17 protein-coding genes are annotated in these 19,720 nt (G+C 60.9%); 4 read left to right on the forward strand and 13 right to left on the reverse strand.

The genetic code is table 11. The features are described from left to right. The first annotated feature begins 65 nt into the window (after window positions 1–65). On the forward strand, window positions 66–2,603 hold the full coding sequence (locus QK293_RS04805) for a PAS domain S-box protein (protein ID WP_282375926.1): 2,538 nt from the start codon (window positions 66–68) through the stop codon (window positions 2,601–2,603). Between the two features lie 65 nt (window positions 2,604–2,668). After that, window positions 2,669–2,944 carry a peptidylprolyl isomerase gene (locus tag QK293_RS04810; RefSeq protein ID WP_007898282.1) on the forward strand — a complete coding sequence of 92 codons (276 nt, stop codon included), beginning with the start codon at window positions 2,669–2,671 and terminating at the stop codon, window positions 2,942–2,944. A 12-nt stretch (window positions 2,945–2,956) separates the two neighbouring features. On the opposite strand, the gene QK293_RS04815 is transcribed toward QK293_RS04810, so the two are convergent. The 8 genes from QK293_RS04815 to QK293_RS04850 form a co-directional block, all read right to left on the reverse strand. Further along, window positions 2,957–3,892, reverse strand: a complete 936-nt coding sequence (locus tag QK293_RS04815) for a sugar kinase (protein ID WP_282375927.1) — start codon at window positions 3,890–3,892, stop codon at window positions 2,957–2,959. A 160-nt stretch (window positions 3,893–4,052) separates the two neighbouring features. Further along, window positions 4,053–5,270: an amino acid deaminase gene (locus QK293_RS04820; protein ID WP_282375928.1), complete on the reverse strand. Its 1,218-nt coding sequence runs from the start codon at window positions 5,268–5,270 to the stop codon at window positions 4,053–4,055. A gap of 39 nt (window positions 5,271–5,309) precedes the next feature. After that, window positions 5,310–6,074, reverse strand: coding sequence for an IclR family transcriptional regulator (locus QK293_RS04825; RefSeq protein WP_282375929.1), 765 nt, complete (start codon window positions 6,072–6,074; stop codon window positions 5,310–5,312). Between the two features lie 161 nt (window positions 6,075–6,235). Further along, window positions 6,236–6,625, reverse strand: a complete 390-nt coding sequence (locus QK293_RS04830) for a RidA family protein (RefSeq protein ID WP_282375930.1) — start codon at window positions 6,623–6,625, stop codon at window positions 6,236–6,238. Between the two features lie 30 nt (window positions 6,626–6,655). Next, window positions 6,656–7,447: an amino acid ABC transporter ATP-binding protein gene (locus QK293_RS04835; RefSeq protein ID WP_282375931.1), complete on the reverse strand. Its 792-nt coding sequence runs from the start codon at window positions 7,445–7,447 to the stop codon at window positions 6,656–6,658. Continuing rightward, window positions 7,444–8,106 (reverse strand): amino acid ABC transporter permease, encoded by a 663-nt coding sequence (locus QK293_RS04840; protein ID WP_282375932.1) that lies wholly within the window; start codon window positions 8,104–8,106, stop codon window positions 7,444–7,446. Before QK293_RS04840 ends, QK293_RS04835 begins: the two co-directional genes overlap by 4 nt. 8 nt (window positions 8,107–8,114) lie before the next feature. Then, window positions 8,115–8,777 carry an amino acid ABC transporter permease gene (locus QK293_RS04845; protein WP_282375933.1) on the reverse strand — a complete coding sequence of 221 codons (663 nt, stop codon included), beginning with the start codon at window positions 8,775–8,777 and terminating at the stop codon, window positions 8,115–8,117. A 52-nt stretch (window positions 8,778–8,829) separates the two neighbouring features. Further along, window positions 8,830–9,678 (reverse strand): transporter substrate-binding domain-containing protein, encoded by an 849-nt coding sequence (locus tag QK293_RS04850; RefSeq protein WP_282375934.1) that lies wholly within the window; start codon window positions 9,676–9,678, stop codon window positions 8,830–8,832. Window positions 9,679–10,044: 366 nt separating this feature from the next. Here QK293_RS04850 and QK293_RS04855 point away from each other — a divergent pair, with 366 nt between their 5' ends. Next, complete coding sequence (locus QK293_RS04855; protein WP_282375936.1) at window positions 10,045–10,506, forward strand: YccF domain-containing protein; 462 nt, start codon at window positions 10,045–10,047, stop codon at window positions 10,504–10,506. Window positions 10,507–10,691: 185 nt separating this feature from the next. Continuing rightward, window positions 10,692–11,123 carry a thioredoxin family protein gene (locus QK293_RS04860; RefSeq protein ID WP_282375937.1) on the forward strand — a complete coding sequence of 144 codons (432 nt, stop codon included), beginning with the start codon at window positions 10,692–10,694 and terminating at the stop codon, window positions 11,121–11,123. 168 nt (window positions 11,124–11,291) lie between these two features. Here the strand turns inward: QK293_RS04860 and QK293_RS04865 are convergent, their stop codons facing one another. From QK293_RS04865 to cobN, 5 genes are all read right to left on the reverse strand, one after another. Continuing rightward, window positions 11,292–12,161 (reverse strand): LysR substrate-binding domain-containing protein, encoded by an 870-nt coding sequence (locus QK293_RS04865; protein ID WP_282375938.1) that lies wholly within the window; start codon window positions 12,159–12,161, stop codon window positions 11,292–11,294. Window positions 12,162–12,541: 380 nt separating this feature from the next. Beyond that, window positions 12,542–14,188 (reverse strand): phospholipase D-like domain-containing protein, encoded by a 1,647-nt coding sequence (locus QK293_RS04870; protein WP_282375939.1) that lies wholly within the window; start codon window positions 14,186–14,188, stop codon window positions 12,542–12,544. A gap of 25 nt (window positions 14,189–14,213) precedes the next feature. Then, complete coding sequence (locus QK293_RS04875; protein ID WP_282376087.1) at window positions 14,214–14,819, reverse strand: VWA domain-containing protein; 606 nt, start codon at window positions 14,817–14,819, stop codon at window positions 14,214–14,216. A gap of 53 nt (window positions 14,820–14,872) precedes the next feature. Then, complete coding sequence (locus QK293_RS04880) at window positions 14,873–15,871, reverse strand: AAA family ATPase (RefSeq protein WP_282375940.1); 999 nt, start codon at window positions 15,869–15,871, stop codon at window positions 14,873–14,875. 73 nt (window positions 15,872–15,944) lie between these two features. After that, window positions 15,945–19,718 carry a cobaltochelatase subunit CobN gene (cobN, locus tag QK293_RS04885; RefSeq protein ID WP_282375941.1) on the reverse strand — a complete coding sequence of 1,258 codons (3,774 nt, stop codon included), beginning with the start codon at window positions 19,716–19,718 and terminating at the stop codon, window positions 15,945–15,947. Window positions 19,719–19,720: the final 2 nt, after the last annotated feature.

The following is a 19,720-nucleotide window of genomic DNA, read 5'->3' on the forward strand; positions in this document are numbered from 1 at the left end:
CATTCAGCGTCTACTGCCTTAGGATAGTTGACGCCGCCACACCGACTTAAGTGCAGGACATCTTGATGAACGCATCACCGACCGGCAGCGATGCCCAGGCCTTGATTGCCCGACTGGACTGGAGACGCAGCCCGCTGGGCGCGGCCAGTACCTGGCCGCAGAGCTTGCGAACCGCCGTGGACATTGTGATTCATTCGCCGATGCCCATGCTGTTGTTGTGGGGTCCGCAGCTCACGCAGATCTACAACGACGGCTTTGCCCTGCTGGCCGGCAGCAAGCATCCACACGCTTTCGGACAGCCGACGCACCTGATCTGGCCAGAGTTAAAGGAATTTACCGACCCCATTTACAGCGCCGTCCTACAAGGACAGGTACGGACCTACAGCGAACAGCGCTTCACCTTGCAGCGCGACGGCCATGATTCCGACTTCTGGCTGGACCTGACCTACAGCCCCATCCGCGATGAAAGCGCCCAGGTCGCCGGGATTCTGGTCACCGCCATCGAAACCAACGAACGCCGACGCATCGCCCTCGAACTCGAACAGCGCTCGGCCGCCAGCCTCAAGGCCCAGCACGAGACCGAGGAGCGTCTGCAACTGGCGCTCGCCGCCACCGACGCCGTCGGCACCTGGGACTGGGACATCGGCGAAGATCGCTTCATTGCCGACACCCACTTCGCCCAATTGCACGGCATCGACCCGCTGCTCGCCAGCCAGTTGCCCATCAGCGCCTACCTCCAAGGGGTGCACCCGGAAGACCGCGCCATGGTCACTCGCAGCATCAAGCACTCCATCACCCACGGCACCGAGTACGCCGAGGAGTATCGCCTGCTGCAACCCGACGGTCAGCTGCGCTGGGTGTTTGCTCGGGGTCGTTGCTACAAGGACCACCATGGCCGGCCGATTCGTTTCCTCGGCGCTGCCCTGGACCTGACTGAACGTAAACACACTGAGCAAGCCTTGCGGCAAAGTCAGACCGAGCTGCAACTGATCATCAACGCCATGCCGATCCTGATCAGCTACGTGGACAGCGAGGAGCGCTTTCGCCTGAACAATTCGGCCTACCTCGACTGGTACGGACTGACGCCTCAGGAGCTCTTTGGCAAAACCATCCGTGAAGTACTGGGTGAAGAGGCCTATGCCTTGCGCGCCGAACACATCGCCCTGGCACTGTCCGGCAGGTCTTGTTGTTTCAGCATCAGCACCCCGCACCGTGACGGCAGCATCCGCCATGCCCTGATGAACTACTTGCCGCGCCACGGTGCGGATGGTGCGGTCAATGGTTTCTACATCTTTGTGATTGACGAAACCGAGCGCAAACAAACCGAAGAAGCCCTGCGCAATCTCAACGAAACCCTTGAGGAACGAGTCGTCGCCCGCACCCAACAACTGGCCGAAGCCAACCAGCGGCTGCAGAACGAGATGTTCGAACGCGAGCGCGCCGAAGAGGCGTTGCGACATGCACAGAAGATGGAAGCGCTCGGCCAGCTCACCGGCGGCATCGCCCATGACTTTAACAATATGCTCACCGGGATCATCGGCAGCCTCGATTTGATGCAGCGCTACATCGCCGACGGGCGCGCCGCCGAGGTTGGCCGGTTCACCGAGGCGGCAGTGTCCTCGGCCAACCGTGCCGCCGCCCTGACCCATCGCCTGCTGGCGTTTTCCCGGCGACAGTCACTGGATCGAAAGCCGCTCAACGCCAATGATCTGATCCATTCCCTGGAAGACCTGCTCAGCCGGACCAAGGGCGACCACATCGAGCTCCAACTGCAACTGGCCGATGACGTCTGGCCGGTCAGCACGGACGTCAGCCAGCTGGAAAACGCCCTGCTCAATCTGGTGATCAACGCCCGGGACGCCATGCCCGATGGCGGTGAGTTGCGGATCGAAACGGCCAACGTTTACCTCGACAGCAGTGACATCAACACCCTGGAACCGGTCAAGGCCGGGGATTATCTGATGATCGCCGTCAGCGACAACGGTACCGGCATGACACCGTCGGTGCTGGCCAAGGCCTTCGACCCGTTCTTCACCACCAAACCCATCGGCCAGGGCACCGGTCTCGGGCTGTCGATGATCTATGGTTTTGCCCAGCAGTCGGGCGGGCATGTCAGCCTTTTCAGCTTGCCGGGCCAAGGCACCAGCGTGCGTCTGTACCTGCCGCGACTACACGTTTGCGAGCCGGTCAATACCCTGATGCCGGTCACGAGTGAGGCGCCGGCCGCCATTGCCGGTGAAACCGTGGTGTTGGTGGAGGACGATCCGGCGGTGCGCATGCTGGTGCTCGACCTGCTCAACGAGCTGGGTTACCACGCCCATGAAGCCGAAGACGCGAAGACCGCCCTGCCTCTGCTGGAATCCGATCTGCGGGTCGATTTGCTGGTCACCGACGTCGGGCTGCCGGGAATGAACGGACGGCAATTGGCGGAAATCGCGCGCCAGCACCGCCCCGAACTCAAAGTGCTGTTCATGACCGGTTATGCGGAAAAAGCCGCCGAGCGCCAGGGCTTCCTGGAGGAAGGCATGGACATGGTGGCCAAGCCCTTTTCAATTGACCTGTTGGCCAACAAGATTCGCGCGATGATCGGTCAACCGGACTGAGTTAAGGCATAATCGCGCGCCCCCCGCTGGCACCAACATAGCCACCACCGTTGCAAGGTACTGCCATGAAAGCTCAAGCCCGCCATATTCTGGTGAAAACCTCGGAAGAAGCCGAACAGCTCAAACAACGCATCGCCAAGGGCGAAGCCTTCGATGTGCTGGCCAAGAAGTATTCAACCTGCCCGTCCGGCAAACGCGGCGGCGACCTCGGTGAAGTACGGCCCGGGCAGATGGTCGGGGTCATCGATGCCGTGATCTTCAAAAAACCACTGCGCGTGGTGCACGGGCCGATCAAGAGCAAGTTTGGTTATCACCTGGTGCAGGTGTTTTACCGGGATTGATGCATCGTGTTTTCAGTTTCGGGGGATCAGTGCCCCCGGCACCTGAATCACCCGACTCGCCAAACGATGCCCCGCTTCAGCAGCCTCAACCGGACTGCCGCCCTTGAGTCGACTGGCCAGATACGCCGCATTGAACGAATCCCCCGCCGCCGTGGTGTCCACCACTCGCTCAACGACCTGAGCCGGCACTTCGAACGACTCCCCGTCACAGCGAATCAGACACGCCTCGGCGCCACGCTTGAGTACCACTTCAGGCGTGCCGATCTGCTCGTAAGCAGCAAACACCGCCTCGCAATCGGAAAAATGAAACAGCGCCTGCTCGTCATCGACGGTCAGCAACGCCAGGTCGACAGAGGGCAGAACGCTGCGATAGGCCACTCGTGCCTCTTCAACCGACGCCCACAAACGTGGCCGGTAGTTGTTGTCGAACACGATCCGCGCATCCCGCTGCCGGGCTTCGATCAGGGTTTCCAGCAATTTCTCTCGCCCCTGCACACCGAGTACCGCCAGGGTGATGCCGCTGAAATACAGCACATCGTAATCCGGCAGTGCCGCCAGGATTGGCGCGGCGGCTGGGGTAGTAAAGCAATCACGGACGGCCGCTTCATTGCGCCAATAGAGAAAACGTCGCTCACCGGCGGCGTCAGTCTGGATGCAATACAAGCCGGGCAAGCGACCGGGCAAGCGCTGGACCCTGCTCAGCCCGATGTTTTCGTCGGCCCAGCTCTGGCACATGGCATCGCTGAAAGTATCGTCGCCCAGGGCGGTGACGTAATCCACCGTGCCGCCCTCGCCCAAGGCCCGGGACAGGTAGACCGCCGTGTTCAAGGTATCGCCACCGAAACTCTGTTGCAGGCTGCCGTCGGCGCGTTGCTGCAACTCGATCATGCACTCGCCGATCAGGGCGATGCGCGGGGTGTTGGGGCCGAGGGTGCTGATGGTGTTCATTAATTGAATTCTCATGTTGACCCGCTCACGACTGCTGCGCAGCCGGACGTAGCCTTCGGCAACCGCTACAAGTGCGTGGCGAACGCGCTTTATGTAGCAGCTGGCGAAGCCTGCGTTCGAGCGCGAAGCGGTCGCAAAACGGCCGGACGCGAATCAAACCCTAGAAACAGGTTTCCATGGTTTCGATGACGTTCAGTTGCTCATCCACCAGGCACCCGGTGCGCCACTTGTCGAACGTGAGGCACGGGTGCGAAGTACCAAAGGAAATAATGTCCCCCACCCGCAACTCAACCCCCGGCGCCACGGTCATGAACGCATGCTGGTCCATCACCGCCGTCACCTTGCAGGCGCTGACGTCATCGCCCGTCGCCGGCACTACACCGGCTTTGTAGCGCAACAACGGCACCGGCAGACCGGCGTCGTAGGCCACGTCGCGTTTACCCAGGGCGATCACCGCAAACCCCGGCTCCGGCAACGACTGCACATGCGCCCAGACTTCCAGCGCCGGGCGCAGGCCCTCGTGCAGATCACTGCGGCGGTCCAGCACGCAGCATTGCGCTTCTTTGTAGATGCCGTGATCGTGCGCCACATAGCTGCCGGGACGCAGCACACTGAGGAACCGCCCACCGGCGTTCTGCGCTTCGAATGATTCAGCGATCAGGTCGTACCAGGCCGAACCCGACGCAGTGATGATCGGCTTGGGAATGGCGAACGCCCCGCTGTCCTGCAGCTGCACAGCCAGGCGCACCAAAGAAGCAGCGAACGCACGGATGCCGCTCTCCGCGTGATCACCGTGAATCACCCCTTCGTAACCTTCGATCCCGGTCAGCGCCAGGGCCGGTTGCGCAGCGATGGCCTTGGCCAGCGCAACCACTTCCTCTTCCGTGCGGCAACCGCAACGACCGCCGACCACGCCGTACTCGACCATCACGTTCAAGCGCACACCGCGCGAGGCGAAATACGCACCCAGGTCAGTGACGTTGTCCGGGTGATCGACCATGCAATGGAAGTCGAAAGCCGGATCGGCCAACAGATCAGCAATCAGCGCCATATTCGGCGTGCCAACCAATTGGTTGGCCATCAGCACCCGACGCACGCCATGGGCATAAGCCGCTCGGGTTTGCGTGGCGCTGGCCAGGGTGATGCCCCAGGCACCGGCGTCCAGTTGGCGCTGAAACAGCGCCGGGGTCATGCTGGTTTTGCCGTGGGGCGCGAGCTCGGCACCGCTGTTGCTGACGAACGCCTGCATCCAGCGAATGTTGTGTTCCAGTGCTTCGCGGTGCAGCACCAGCGCCGGCAGGCTGACGTCGCGCACCAGGTTGGCGCCAGCGTGGGCGAAGCCCTTTTCCACGGTGGCAGTGTTTTTGGCAGAAGACATGGTCGAACTCCTCACATTCGCGGCCGCAGGCAGCCGCTGTTACTCGTTGATGCGACGGGCCAGGTTGTTGGCGCTGTCGATCAGCACCCGGCGATAGTCGTTGTAGTTGCTCTTGGCATCGGCCCGCGGGGCAACGATGCACAGGGTCGCAATGACCACGCCGTTCGGGTCTTTGACCGGGGCGGCGAAGCAATGGGTAAACGTGTCGGCGACGCTATCGAAAGAGAAGAACCCATCGATACCGGCCTGACGAATTTCCTGGAGAAACTGTGCAAGCGGCAGGCGCTCGCCGCTGGGCAGGATGAAGTCGTCGTGATCGATCAGGTCGACGATTTCCTGGTCGCTCAGGTGCGCCAGCAAGAGGCGCCCGGAAGCGGTCCAGGGAATCGGCGCGTTCTCGCCGATGTCCGAGGAAATGCGGAAATGCCGCTCGCCCTCTTTCATCAATGCCACGGTGTATTTGCGTCCGTTGAGCAGGCACATCTGCGCGGTTTCGCGGGTCTGGCTGACGATCTCCTGCAAGGCGTGACCGGCCTCGCGGGTCAGGTCGAAATGGCGCAAATGCGCCTGCCCGAGGAAGTACAGCTGACGGCCGAGGTAGACGTGACCGTCCTTGCCCACGGGCTCGAGAATCCGCCGGTCCAGCAGGGAGGCAACCAACTCGTAGACCGTAGATTTCGGGCTGCCAATGCCGCTGGCGATTTCGTTCGGGCGCAGAGGCTTGCCGACTTCCTTGAGGAAATCGAGGATATCGAACGCCCGGTCCAGACCGCGAGCCCGGCGCTTGATGGTGTCTTCGGTCATGTCTTCAGGTTCCCATTCAAAGTGCCGGGAGTTTACCGCCAATGATCGTTCCCACGCTCTGCGTGGGAATGCAGCCATGGACGCTCTGCGTCCAAAAAGCGAACGCGGAGCGTCCGGTGAGGCATTCCCACGCGGAGCGTGGGAACGATCAGCGGTGTTGGTCAGGCCTTTTTCTTGTACGCGACACAGTCAATCTCAACCTTGCAATCGACCATCATATTCGCCTGCACACACGCCCGCGCCGGTGCATGTTCGCTTTTGAAGTACTCGGAAAACACCTTGTTGAAACTCCAGAAATCCCGCGGATCTTCCAACCACACGCCGGCGCGCACCACGTCTTCGAGACCATAGCCGGCTTCTTCGAGAATCGCGACCAGGTTCTTCATGGTCTGGTGAGTCTGCTCGACGATGCCGCCCACTATGATTTCGCCATCCAGCGCAGGCACCTGGCCGGACACATGCAGCCAGCCATCGGCTTCAACGGCGCGGGCGAAAGGACGGGGTTGGCCGCCACCGGCGGTGCTGCCGGTGCCGTAACGAGTAATGTTCATGAGGGTTTCTCCTGATTGAATAGTGATAGGTCAAAAGCGCGTGTTCTTGAGAAATTCCGCCAGTCGTGGCGATTGCGGGCGTTCGAACAGTTCCTTGGGCGGCCCCTGCTCTTCGATCCGCCCCTGATTCATGAACACGATCTTGTCCGAGACTTCGAAGGCGAAGCGCATTTCGTGGGTGACCAGCAGCATGGTCATGCCGTCCTCGGCCAGGCCCTTGATCACGCTCAACACTTCGCCGACCAGTTCCGGATCGAGGGCCGAGGTCACTTCGTCGAACAGCATCAGGCTCGGGTTCATCGCAATCGCCCTGGCAATCGCCACGCGCTGCTGCTGACCACCGGACAACTGACCGGGGAAGTGATCGCGCCGTTCCAGCAAGCCGACCCGTTCCAGCCATTTTTCCGCGAGGGCAACCGCTTCATCCTTGTGCAGCTTTTTGACCTTGAGCAGACCGAGGGTGACGTTCTGCAACGCCGTGAGGTGCGGAAACAGGTTGAACTGCTGGAACGCCATGCCGGTCATGGCCCGATGCCGGGCGATGACTTTTTCCGGGTGACGCACGCGCTTGCCGTTGACCTCGTCATAACCGATGGACTCGCCATCGAGCATGATCTGCCCGCCCTGAAACTCTTCAAGCATGTTCACGCAACGCAGCAGCGTGGTCTTGCCCGAACCGCTGGAACCGATCAGCGTCACGACGTTGCCGCGCTGCATCGTCAGGTCAACACCCTTGAGCACTTCGAGCGGCCCGTATTGCTTGTGCAGCCCGCGGATGTCCAGCAGCGCCTGATTCTGTATCGAAACTTGAGGTTGAGTCATGGCAAGGCCACCCGCTTTTCAATGTGCCGGCCGAGTAATTCGATGGCGTAGTTGATGACGAAAAACAGCAATCCGGCGAACAGGTAAAACTCGAGGGTCATGAAGGTCCGAGCGATGATCTGCTGGGTGCTGAGCAGCAACTCAGCCACACCAATCACCGACAACAGCGTCGAAGCCTTGACGATCTCGGTGGACGAGTTGACCCAGGTCGGCAAGATCTGCCGCAGCGCCTGAGGCAACAGCACGTAGCCGAGCGATTGATAAAACGTCAGGCCGATGGCCTTGCTCGCTTCCATCTGACCGCTGGGCAGCGCTTGCAACGCGCCGCGAACAATCTCGGCGACATGGGAGCCGCAAAACAGCGTCAGCCCCAACGCGCCGGCCTGAAACGCACTGATCTGCCAGCCCAGCGCAGGCGCCATATAGAAGCAGGCGAGCACCAATACAAACACGGGCGTGCCGCGAATGATGTCGACGTAAAAACGAAACGGCGCGCGCATCCAGAACTTGCCGTACGTCAGCACCAGACCAGCGACGATGCCGACTATCGTGCCCAACAGAATGGCCAGGGCCGAAACCTGCACACTGGTCAGAAAGCCTTGCCACAGGACTTCCCGCGCCACCCATAACTCATGCAACCAACTAGGGGATTCGTACATGTCGTCTCCTATCGGCGAAGCGCCAGACGCTGCTCGAGGTAACGCAGCATCATGGCAATGAGGTAACAGGCCGCCACATAGAGCGCGGTGGTCACCATCCAGGTTTCAATCACCCGGTAGCTCTCGACATTGATCTTGCGCGCGTAATAAGTCAGCTCCGGCACGGCAATCGCAGCCGCCAGCGAGGTGTCCTTGAACAGCGAGATAAAATTGTTCGACAACGCCGGCAGCACATTGCGCAGCATCACCGGCACGGTGACGTAGGCCTTGACCTGCCACTCGCCCAGACCGATTGCCAACCCGGCTTCACGTTGTCCCTTGGGAATGCTCAACAACCCGCCGCGGAAGACTTCGGTCAGATAGGCCCCGGCATACAGCGACAGCGTGATGATGAACGACGGGATCTTGTCCAGTCGGATCCCCAGGCTCGGCAAGGCGAAGTAGATCAACAGAATCAACACCAGAATCGGCGTGTTACGGATGACCGTCACATACACCGACGCCAGCACCCGCAACGCGCGGTGCTTCGACAACAAAGCAAACGCCATCAGCAGGCCGATCACGCAGCCGATGGCGATCGACACCAGCGCCAGCTCAAGGCCCAGACCAAGCCCCGCCAGCAAGGTGTCGAAATCGCGCCACACGGCGGCAAAGTTCAACTGATAGTTCATGGTCAGCAGTACCTTGACCGGGGCGTTTTATGACCGCCCCGCTCTCACGGGATCATTTGAATTCGACGGGAAAACCGATGGCCGGGGTTGGGAGATCGACACCGAACCACTGCTTGAACGACGCCGCATAGGTCGGGAACTCAACGCCGCTCATGGCTTCATGCAGGGCGGTGTTGACGAAGTTCAACCAGTCTTGATCGCCGCGTTTGACGGCGCACGCGTAGGTTTGCGGGCTCCAGGCGTAAGCCGGGCTGCGATAGCGACCCTGGTTTTGCACCATCAGGTATTTCACCGACGATTGATCGGTGGCAGCGGCATCGGCGCGGCCGGAGTTCACCGCCTGATACATCAGGTCCACGCTGTCGTATTGATCGACCTTGGCTTTTGGCAACGCTTGATGCACCAACTCTTCGGCGTACACGTTCTGCAGCACCGCCACGGTGACGCTGTCGTTGGCGGCTTTGAGGTCATCGATTTCCTTGTACTTGCTGTTGGCCGGCAACAGCAGGGCGACACCTTCGCGGTAGTACGGCAGCGTGAACGCCACCTGCTGCGCACGGCTGGCGGTGACGGTAATGAACTGACAGCTCATGTCGACCTTGTCGGTCAGCAAGTTGGGAATCCGCGCATCGGACGACTGCACCACGAACTCGACCTTGCTCGGGTCGTTGAACAACCCTTGGGCCACCATCCGCGCGATATCGATATCGAAACCCTGCAACTTGCCGTCCGCCCCCTGGAAGTGCCACGGCGCATTGGTACTGCCCGTGCCCACAATCAGTTTCCCGCGGGCCAGCACGCTATCGAGCTTGCTGTCCGCCGCCTGGGCCACGCCCATGGCAGCAGCCGAAGCCGCAAGAACAAAAACACACGCTTTAAACAAGGTAGGTCGGTGATGCATGGCAAGCACTCCAGGGTGTTGTTTATTCCGCTATACCGGACGTTGGTATGTAACAACGGAATAGACAGCAGAAAGTGTGCCACAGGTCGACGGTAAAATCACAAAGCAACTGAAATTCGAACTGAATCAACGGGATGCAAATGCACGAAAAAAACGTCTCCCAACACAGCACAGCGCGAGCGCTACCGAAGGCCACGGTCGATGGGTAATTGGGCACCAATCGAGGGCGAGTGAGCACCATGGGTGACACGAAAACCGACAGCCCGTGGCGGCACTCGCTTTTCACTGTTGTTACACGGCACCCTGAACCGCTAGCATATGGCCACCAGCCCACCACTCCGGTGGGCCAAAATAGGGACGTTTTACATGAGTGCGATCGGCAATTTTCTCTGGTTCATTCTTGGTGGTGTGGTCATGGGCCTCAGCTGGTGGCTGTTGGGCGTCCTGGCGTTTGTGACTGTCGTCGGTATCCCGTGGGGCCGCGCGTGCTTTGTCATCGGCACCTTTTCGTTTTTCCCGTTCGGCAAGGAAGCGGTCAATCGCAAGGACCTGTCGAACAAAGAAGACCTGGGTACCAGCGGCCTGGGTGTGGTCGGCAATGTGCTCTGGTTCCTGTTCGCTGGCGTCTGGCTGGCCATCGGTCATGTGATCTCGGCGCTACTGTGCTTTGTCACCATCATCGGCATTCCATTCGGCATCCAGCATTTGAAACTGGCCGGCATCGCCCTGGCGCCAATCGGCAAAACCATCGTCAGCAAGGACTTGGCCGCCGCTTCGCGCAAACTCAATGCCGAAGAAATGGCCATGAAACTGCGTCAGCCAACCTGATCACCTAGGGAAAGGCCGGCAAGTGATCGTTCCCACGCTCTGGGAGCGATCAAACAAAGTGAATCAAAAAGATGCGCAAAACACAGGCAACAGCGCTCTACCTGTAATTTCTGACAGTAGACTGATCGCGGCTGACTCCTTTACCGTCAACAGGCACTCGATGCACTGTGAAAAAGGAGATTTCAATGAGCTCGAAAATCGCTCGCGAAGCGCTGGCCCCGGTCTATCACAAGGCCCTGAACACCTGGCGCCCAGTGATTTTGTACTTCAGCAGTCAACATTGTCCCGCCTGTGAAATGGCCGGACCGATCTTTCGCCAGATCGCTGAACCGTATCGGCATCAGGCCCAAATCTACATGTTGAACACCAGCGAATCGCCTCGGCATCCGGACGTCACCGGTACACCCACCGTGCTGTTTTACAAGAATGGAAAGCTGCTGAAGAAGCTCAAGGGAATTGGCACTGAACAAACCCTGCAGGAAGACTTCGCCAGTCACATTGGCCAGGTGAAGCCCATGTACGCAGCACGGAAACAAGGCCATGACCTGGCGTGGCTGCGTCGAACGCTACGGACCCTGTGCACTGTACCTCGGGCACGCACGTTGATCGGGGTTTGAGAAATCTACTGGTTGACAGACCGCTATCGTCGGAACGCCGCCCGGAGCAAGGTCGCTCCCACATAGACCGTGTCTGTCCGCCCACCCCTTCAAGTCTAAACATACAAGCGAGCTTGATCGCGATGGATTCTTGAGATCAGCGAAAAACTAGAAGATCTATTTTTCCGTTCACTCACGATTTTTGACCTGCTCGATATACCGGACTACCGCCGCGGACTTCTCGAATCGCCGATGGACTAACGACAACCAGGAGCTCGCCTCACACCCTTTGATCGGCCGGTACAAGACACCGGGCAGACTGACATGCCCGACCACCGATTCCGGCACGACCGCCACGCCCTGCCCCAACGACACCAGCGCTATGACCGCCACCAGCCCGCCCGGTTGCGCCCCCAGTTTCGGCGCAAATCCACCCTCGGCGGCGACTTGCAAAGTGCCGCTGATTTGCTCCGGCAGGATGAACGTCTCGTTCAGCAAATGTTCCGGGACAATCTCCGGCAGACGGCACAGCCAGGACTCGGCAGGCACCGCCAGCACAAAACCTTCTGCATCCAGGCGAATGGCGTCCAGGCCGTCAGGCAGGGTCATGGGTGAGCGGACATAGCCAATGTCGAAACGCCCCTCGACCACCATCACCGGCAATGACGCCATGGGACTTTCCCGTACGTTCAGGCTGACGTCAGGACACTCGCGACTGAAGGATTGCACCTGTTTCTGCAGCAAACCCGAATACACCGCCGAAGCCACGTAACCCAGTTCGATATGGCCAATATCCCCGCGTCCGGCACGCTGTGCGTTGTACTGAGCGTATTCGAATTGCCGCACCGTCGCCTCGGCCTCGATCACCAGCGCGGCGCCGGCCTCGGTCAGGCTGACTTCACGTGTTTGGCGCACGAACAATCGCGTGCCGAGTTCGTTCTCCATGTCCTGAATCTGTCGAGTCAAGGTCGGCGGTGCGATACCGAGTTGTTCGGCGGCGCGGGTGAAGTTGCCTTGCCGGGCAACGGCCAGAAAATAGCGGAAATGGCGAATATCCATCGGTGCGTTAGCTCAAAGGTCATGAAGTGACAAGGCGTGCCTAACAAAGAAAGCACCAACCGGCGATAAGCTGCACTGTCTTTTACAGTAGAGAAACGCTGCCATGTCCGTCGAACACAAGGTGAGCCCGCGACTGACGTTACTCACAGCCTCAGGGAATGCGCTGTTCCTCGACACCGCGGGCGATCAAGGGTGTCGGTGCAGCATTGCTGCTGACCTCGGCCCTCGCCTCCATCGGCCACACGTTTCACGATGAAGTGGAACGAGCCAAGGCTCTGATGCGTAATCCAATCCCCGTCCCCTCGACTGCTACCGTCGGCGTTAAGGCTTAAACGACGCCAATACACGCTCGACATTCGCTACCAGCCCCGCGAGTGTGTTTACCGTCCGGAAAAACGCAATCTGGATAGCTGACGCAAATTCCCGTCGAGGTAATAGTCATCGGTCCAGCTGTCATCCGCCGCCAACGGCTGGACCTGTTTGAGCGCGAGTTTCTTGGCGAAATAGCGAAAGCGGTAATGCTCGTAAAACCGCAGCAGCTCCAGACCATAACGGTCCGCCAGATCGGTATTGCCGCGAATGATCAAGTAGTTCTCGTCATTGCCATTGCTGGCCGCGGCACTGAGGTTATGGCTGCCGCTGATGATTGTCGGCGCATCGCTGGTGAAATCTGTCACCACGGCTTTGGTGTGCACCAGCAGGTTGCCCTTCTGGCCTTTCATGTTCTCTCTGAGCCAGCCTTCCAGCCCGGTGTTGAGCAGCGCGGTGGCGGCGAATTCGGCGGTGCGGTCGGCGTGGAAACCGGTGATCCGGCTGGCGGTGTTTTGCAGGCCGTAACGCAAAATGTCGTCGTGGGGCTGGCCGAGCAAGGCGTTCAGGATGTCGTCGGGCAAGGCGAACGCGGTGACGAACAGCACGTCCTTTTTCGCGGCGTTGATGATCTCGACAAACTCATCCAGATCCCCTTTACCCGAGCGCGGTGAGAACCCGGCGAACACCGGTTGCAGCGGATCCATCGGGTTGTTTTGCGTGAGCCACTTTCGGGTGGCGCCGACATCCGCCGGGTTAGCCCAGACCTGCTCGAAGGTGCGCAGATAGCTGGCGCTGACTCGCGTGTCGTCCAGCACATGCACCACGTTGGCCTGGCGGTAGACGCCGTTGGGCGTGAAATTGGTGCTGCCGCAAAGCACCGCTTCGGGCTGCCGCTGTCCCGCTGCGTCGAGCCGGCTCAGCAGCATGAATTTGTTGTGGAAGATGTTATGGGTGACCCGTCCGCGCTTGTTCTCTGCCGGGATGTTTTCCAGGCTGGCCTCGTTCATGGTGGTGTCTTCATCGTCCGGCTGGGCGTGATACAGCACGCGAACGTTTACCCCACGTGCGAACGCTGCATTGACGGCATCGACGATGGCCTGCAATTCATACTCGTAGATGGCAATGTCCAGCGCCCACTGGCCATCTACCGCACGTTCGATAAAACCCAGCAGACGCCCGAGCAAACCGTTTTCCAGCCATTGCCGCGGGGCATCCGGCCAGGCTTCGATGGGCAGGTTCTTGTTGGCGGTGATCAACGCGTCGAGCTCGGGAAATTTACGCTGGAACGCCTGGCTGGCGGCGACCGCACGGTTGAAGATCACGCTTTGGTTATTCGGCAGGCCATTGTCGGAGGTGACCGTCACTTCCAGAAACTCACCCAGTTGCGGCGCATCAACGGTGCCGTAGGCCAGGTGGATTCGGTAATGGATCGTCATCCCCGGATTGACCGCGTAATCGGCCCAGCGAAATTTCTGCAACGGCGCGATATCGCTGGGGGTGGCGTGAAACTGGGGAAACGTATGCACCTTACCGGGGAAGGTCAGCCTGTTGAACAGGAACAGCCAGGGCTTGGGGCCTTGCTGTTTTTCGATGGCGAAACCCAACAGGCCTTTGCGGCGGGGCTCGGCCAGGTCCATGGCCAACAGCACGCCATTGGTGCCGGCGTAGGCCTTGACGCGGAAATCATCCTGATGGTTTACAGCTAGAACACGCATGCTTCACTCCTGTGATTTTTTCGGCTCACGCCATATCATCGATATGTCGATACTCGGCCTGCAACTCGGCAGCCATCACCTTAGCCCGTCCAAGCCGAATCGGCCCGCGTTCGATGTCGATCAGCAGCCCCGGACAATCAAGCGCCGACAACCTTGACCAGTCCTTCAATCGGCCATCGGTGACCAACAACAATCGCTGCTGTTCCGCCGGAAAGCGTTTTTGCCGTGCTGTCAGCCATTGCCCCGCCTCTCCCAGCGCCGCCAGTAACGGCGTACCACCCCCCGCTCCCAGGCCATCAAGCCAGTTGCGTAAACCGGCGGAGGCTTTCAACCCTTGCACTTGCCATTTCGGTAGATTGCCACTGGCGGTCAGCAACGCCAGGCGCGCACGCTGGCGATAGGCCTCGTCGAACAGCTGCGCCAGCAAGCCCTTGGCATCGCTCAACGCTTGATGGCGGCGGGTCGAGGCCGAGGCGTCGACGATCACCAGCCACAGTTCGTGGGGCGAACGGGTGCGCAAGTGAAACAAGACATCGTCGCGATGGCGCGGGCGGCCATTCAGCAATGTGCCGGGCCAATTGATCGAGCCGTTACGTGCCGCGTGACGTTTACCCTGTTTGCCATTGTCCAGCCGTCCGGCGCGGAGTCTGGCATTCGCCCCCGCGTCAGATCGAGGGCGAATGCCTAGGGCTTTTTTGGCCAGCTCGGCACCTCACGTCGTGCGCCGACCGGTAACGCCTGGGCGGGCATTTCCCCCCATTGGCCCTGGCCTTCACTCGGGTTGGTATTTTGGGTCGAGGGCGGCTGACTGTGTTGCGGCGCCGGTGGCGACGGCTCGCGGCGGCGATGGCGCAAGGCAAATTCGGCGACGGCGTCGATATCTTCCTCGGCGATTGCGCTCGCCCCGCGCCACGCTGCATGGGCACGCGCCGCGCGCAACCAGACCAGGTCGGCCCGCAAGCCATCGACGCCAGCGGCAAAGCAGCGCTCGGTAATCTGTGCCAGCGCATGATCGTCGAGAGGGACACTTGCCAGCGCGCTGCGCGCTTTCTGGCAACGTTCGCGCAGAGACTGCTGCTGGCTTTCCCACTCAGCGCAGAAGCTGTAGGGATCGCTGTCGAAATCCAGCCGACGGCGGATGATCTGACCCCGTTCGGCTGGTGCTGTGTGACCACTGAGGACGACGTTCAGGCCAAAACGGTCGAGCAGTTGCGGACGCAGTTCGCCCTCTTCCGGGTTCATGGTGCCGATCAGCACGAACTTCGCCGAATGCCGATGGGAAATGCCGTCACGTTCGATCAGATTGGTGCCGCTGGCGGCCACATCCAACAGCAGGTCCACCAGGTGATCGGGCAATAAATTGACCTCATCAACGTAGAGCACACCGCCGTCAGCCTTGGCCAGCACGCCGGGGGAAAACTGCGCGCGCCCCTCGCTCAGGGCAGCGTCCAGGTCGAGCGTGCCCACCAACCGTTCTTCGGTGGCGCCCAACGGCAATGTCACGAATTGGCCGCTGGCCAGCAGGTCCGCCAGGCCTCGGGCCAGCGTTGACTTGGCCATGCCGCGGGGGCCTTCGATGAGTACACCGCCGATTTTCGGGTCGATGGCGGTCAGGTAGAGGGCGAGTTTTAGATCGTCGGCGCCGACCACGGCTGAGAGAGGGAAATGGGGGGTGTCGGTCATGTCGGGTTTCTCATCATGGTCGGTAGCGGGATCGTTCCCACGCTCTGCGTGGGAACGATCAGCTAACGATCCGTTAGCTGTCTTCTTCTATGTCGAGCAACAAATTTTCTAGCGCTTCGCGATACTCACCCGGCTCCTTCCACATCCCCCGCTGCTGCGCCTCCAGCATCCGTTCAGTCATATCACGCAGCGCATGCGGATTATGCTCACGAACAAAATCCCGGGTCGCCGGGTCCAGCAAATACGCCTCCGCCAGCAATGCATATTGGTGATCGTCGATCAGCTGCGTGGTGGCGTCGAACGCAAACAGATTATCAACCGTTGCCGCCAGTTCAAACGCGCCTTTATAGCCGTGGCGCTTCACGCCGTCGATCCACTTCGGATTGGCTGCCCGCGAGCGGATCACCCGGTTCAGCTCTTCCTTCAACGTGCGGATCTTCGGCAAGTCCGGCTGACTGTGATCGCCATGGTAACTGGCCGCGGCTTCACCACTGAGGCTTTCTACGGCGGCGAGCATGCCGCCCTGGAACTGGTAATAGTCGTTGGAGTCGAGCAAGTCGTGCTCACGGTTGTCCTGGTTTTGCAGCACGGCTTGGACTTGGCTCAGGCGCTGAGCGAACTGCTCTCGCGCCGCAGTGCCTTCGTCAGAACCGCCGTAAGCGTAGCCGCCCCAGTTCAGATAAACGTCGGCCAGGTCATCGCGGCTTTGCCACAGACGACCCTCGATGGCGCCCTGCACGCCCGCGCCGTAAGCACCCGGTTTGGCGCCAAAGATGCGCCAACCGGCCTGACGCCTGGCTGCGTCTTCATCCAGCCCCGATTGCATCAACGCTTCGCGCTCGGCGCGCACCTTGGCGGCCAGGGGGTTGAGGTCGTCCGGCTCGTCGAGGGCGGCGACCGCTTGCACAGCGGCGTCGAACAGACGGATCAAGTTGGCAAAGGCATCGCGAAAGAATCCGGAGACGCGCAAGGTCACGTCCACGCGCGGACGGTCCAGCAGGCTCAGCGGCAAAATTTCGAAGTCGTCGACCCGCTGACTGCCCGTCGCCCAGACCGGGCGCACGCCCATCAGCGCCATGGCCTGGGCGATGTCATCGCCGCCGGTGCGCATGGTCGCGGTGCCCCACACCGACAGGCCGAGTTGGCGCAGGTGATCGCCGTGGTCTTGCAGGTGTCGTTCAAGAATCAGGGTGGCCGACTGGAAACCGATGCGCCACGCGGTGGTGGTCGGCAGGTTACGCACGTCCACCGAGTAGAAATTGCGCCCGGTCGGCAGCACGTCGAGTCGACCGCGACTCGGCGCACCACTGGGGCCGGCCGGCACGAAGCGACCGCTGAGCGCGTCGAGCAGACCGCGCATTTCCGCCGGACCGCAGGCGTCCAGCCGAGGAGCGACGACTTCACGCAGGCTGTCGACGATGGCTTTCACCTCTGACCAACATGATTCGTTCAGCAGCTCAACTTCAGCGCTCAATGCCTGCTCGATCAGTTGCGCCGCGAACAGTTCCAGACGTTCGCGGGTATCACCGGCTGTACGCCAGGCTTCATCGGTGAGGGTTTGCAGTTCAATCGGACGCGGCCCGGTCCAAGGTTCGGCGAGCGCGCAATCCAGCGGATCGAAGCCCAACGCGAACGCCTTGGCCAGCGCCCGCAGCAGACTTGATTGGGCGCCACGCCCATCGCCACGCGGGATACGCAGCAAGGCCAACAAGGTGTCGATGCGCAACCGCCCGGTCGGCGACTCGCCGAACACATGCAGACCGTCGCGGATCTGCGACTCTTTCAAGTCGCACAAATACGTGTCCAGACGCGGCAGCCAGATCGCCGCATCGGCATCACTGTCGAGCTTCTCGTCCAGTTGCAGTTCGCGGTCGATGTGCGTCTCGCGCACCAGTTGCAGGATGTCGCGCTGCAATTCCCGGGCACGGCGCGGATCGAGCAATTGCGCTTCGTAATACTCGTCGGCGAGTAATTCCAGGTTGCGCAACGGGCCGTAGGTTTCGGCGCGCGTCAGCGGCGGCATCAGGTGATCGATGATCACTGCCTGGGTGCGGCGCTTGGCCTGGGCGCCCTCACCCGGGTCGTTGACGATAAACGGATAGATGTTCGGCAGCGGCCCGAGCAACGCATCCGGCCAGCAATTCTCCGACAGCCCGACGCCCTTGCCCGGCAGCCATTCGAGATTGCCGTGCTTGCCGACGTGGATCACGCCGTGGGCACCGTAGGTGTTACGCAACCAGAAGTAGAACGCCAGATAACCGTGAGGCGGCACCAGGTCCGGGTCGTGATACACCGCGCTCGGATCAACCTGATAACCGCGTGCCGGTTGAATGCCGACGAAGGTCAGGCCAAAGCGCAGCCCGGCGATCATCATTCGCCCGCCACGGAACATCGGATCGCTTTCGGGCGTGCCCCAGCGTTCCAGTACGGCCTGGCGGTTGGATTCGGGCAAGGCGTTGAACATCAGCAGATAGTCGTCCATCGCCAGGCTTTGCTGACATGGACGCTGGTCAAGGGTGTCGAGGTCGTTGCTGACGCCACCGAGCAATTGCTGGATCAACGCGGTGCCAGTGTCCGGCAACTCCGCTGGTAGCGGATAACCTTCGGTGTGCAGCGCACGGAGGATATTCAGCGCGGCGGCCGGGGTGTCGAGGCCCACGCCGTTGCCGATACGACCATCACGAGTCGGGTAGTTGGCGAGGATCAAGGCGATGCGCTTCTCGCCATTGGGCACGCGCGCCAGATCAATCCAGCGCCGCGCCAGTTCGGCGACAAAATCCATACGTTCAGGTTGCGGCCGGTAGCAGACCACGTCCGACTGGCTGCGCTCGCTGCGCCAGGCCAAGTCCTTGAAGCTAATCGGCCGGCTGATGATTCGGCCATCCAGTTCCGGCAGCGCGATGTGCATTGCCAGATCGCGTGGACCGAGGCCCTGTTCACTGGCGCGCCAACCGGGCTCGTTGTCCTGGGCGCAAATCGCCTGAATGACCGGGATGTTGCGACGAAACGGTCGCCGGTGCGGCGCTTCGGGGCTGGATTGAGCGAAACCGGTGGTGTTGAGAATCACGCCGGCGTCGACTTCATCCAACCAGTCCTCGACCGCCGTCAGGCAGCCGGGCTCTTTCAAACTGGCCAGCGCAATTGGCAACGGGTTCAACCCCGCCGCTTGCAAACGCTGGCAGAAAATATCGATGAAACCGGTGTTCGCCGCTTGCAGATGCGAACGGTAAAACAGCACCGCCGCCACCGGTTGATCGGCCTGCCAGTCGGCTTGCCAATCGTGAAGGGCTGCGGGGCTTTTTTGCGGAAGGTAGATCGCCGTGCGCGGCAGAGTTTGCGGCTCGGCCCAGGCGTAGTCGCGATCCAGCCAACGATTGGCGAGGCAGCGGAAAAAATCCAGGGCATTGCTCATGCCGCCCTGACGCAAAAACTGCCAAAGCCGATCGCGGTCGCAGGCTGCCACGGTGCTGAGGTCGCTGAGTTCCGGGTCCGGGCGGTCATCGCCGGGCACCAGAATCAGCTGCACGCCGCGCTGGGACAACGCCACCAAGCGCTCCACGCCATAACGCCAATAGGCGATGCCGCCGTGCAGCGAGATCAGAATCACCTTGGCGTGGCGCAGCACTTCGTCGACATACAGGTCGACCGACGCATGATTCTGCACCTGCATCGGGTTGGCCAGGCGCACGCTCGGGTAATCGTCAGGCAACTGCTGCGCCGCTTCGGCGAGCAGCGCGAGGCTGGAGTCGCCACTGCACAGGATCACCAGCTCGGCGGGGGTTTGTCCAAGGTCGGCAATGTTGTCATCCGACACGAAACCGCCGGGTTGGGTCCTGAGCAGGTGCATGG

Origin of the sequence: Pseudomonas sp. AL03 (assembly GCF_029960815.1) — a bacterium.
Lineage (GTDB): Bacteria > Pseudomonadota > Gammaproteobacteria > Pseudomonadales > Pseudomonadaceae > Aquipseudomonas.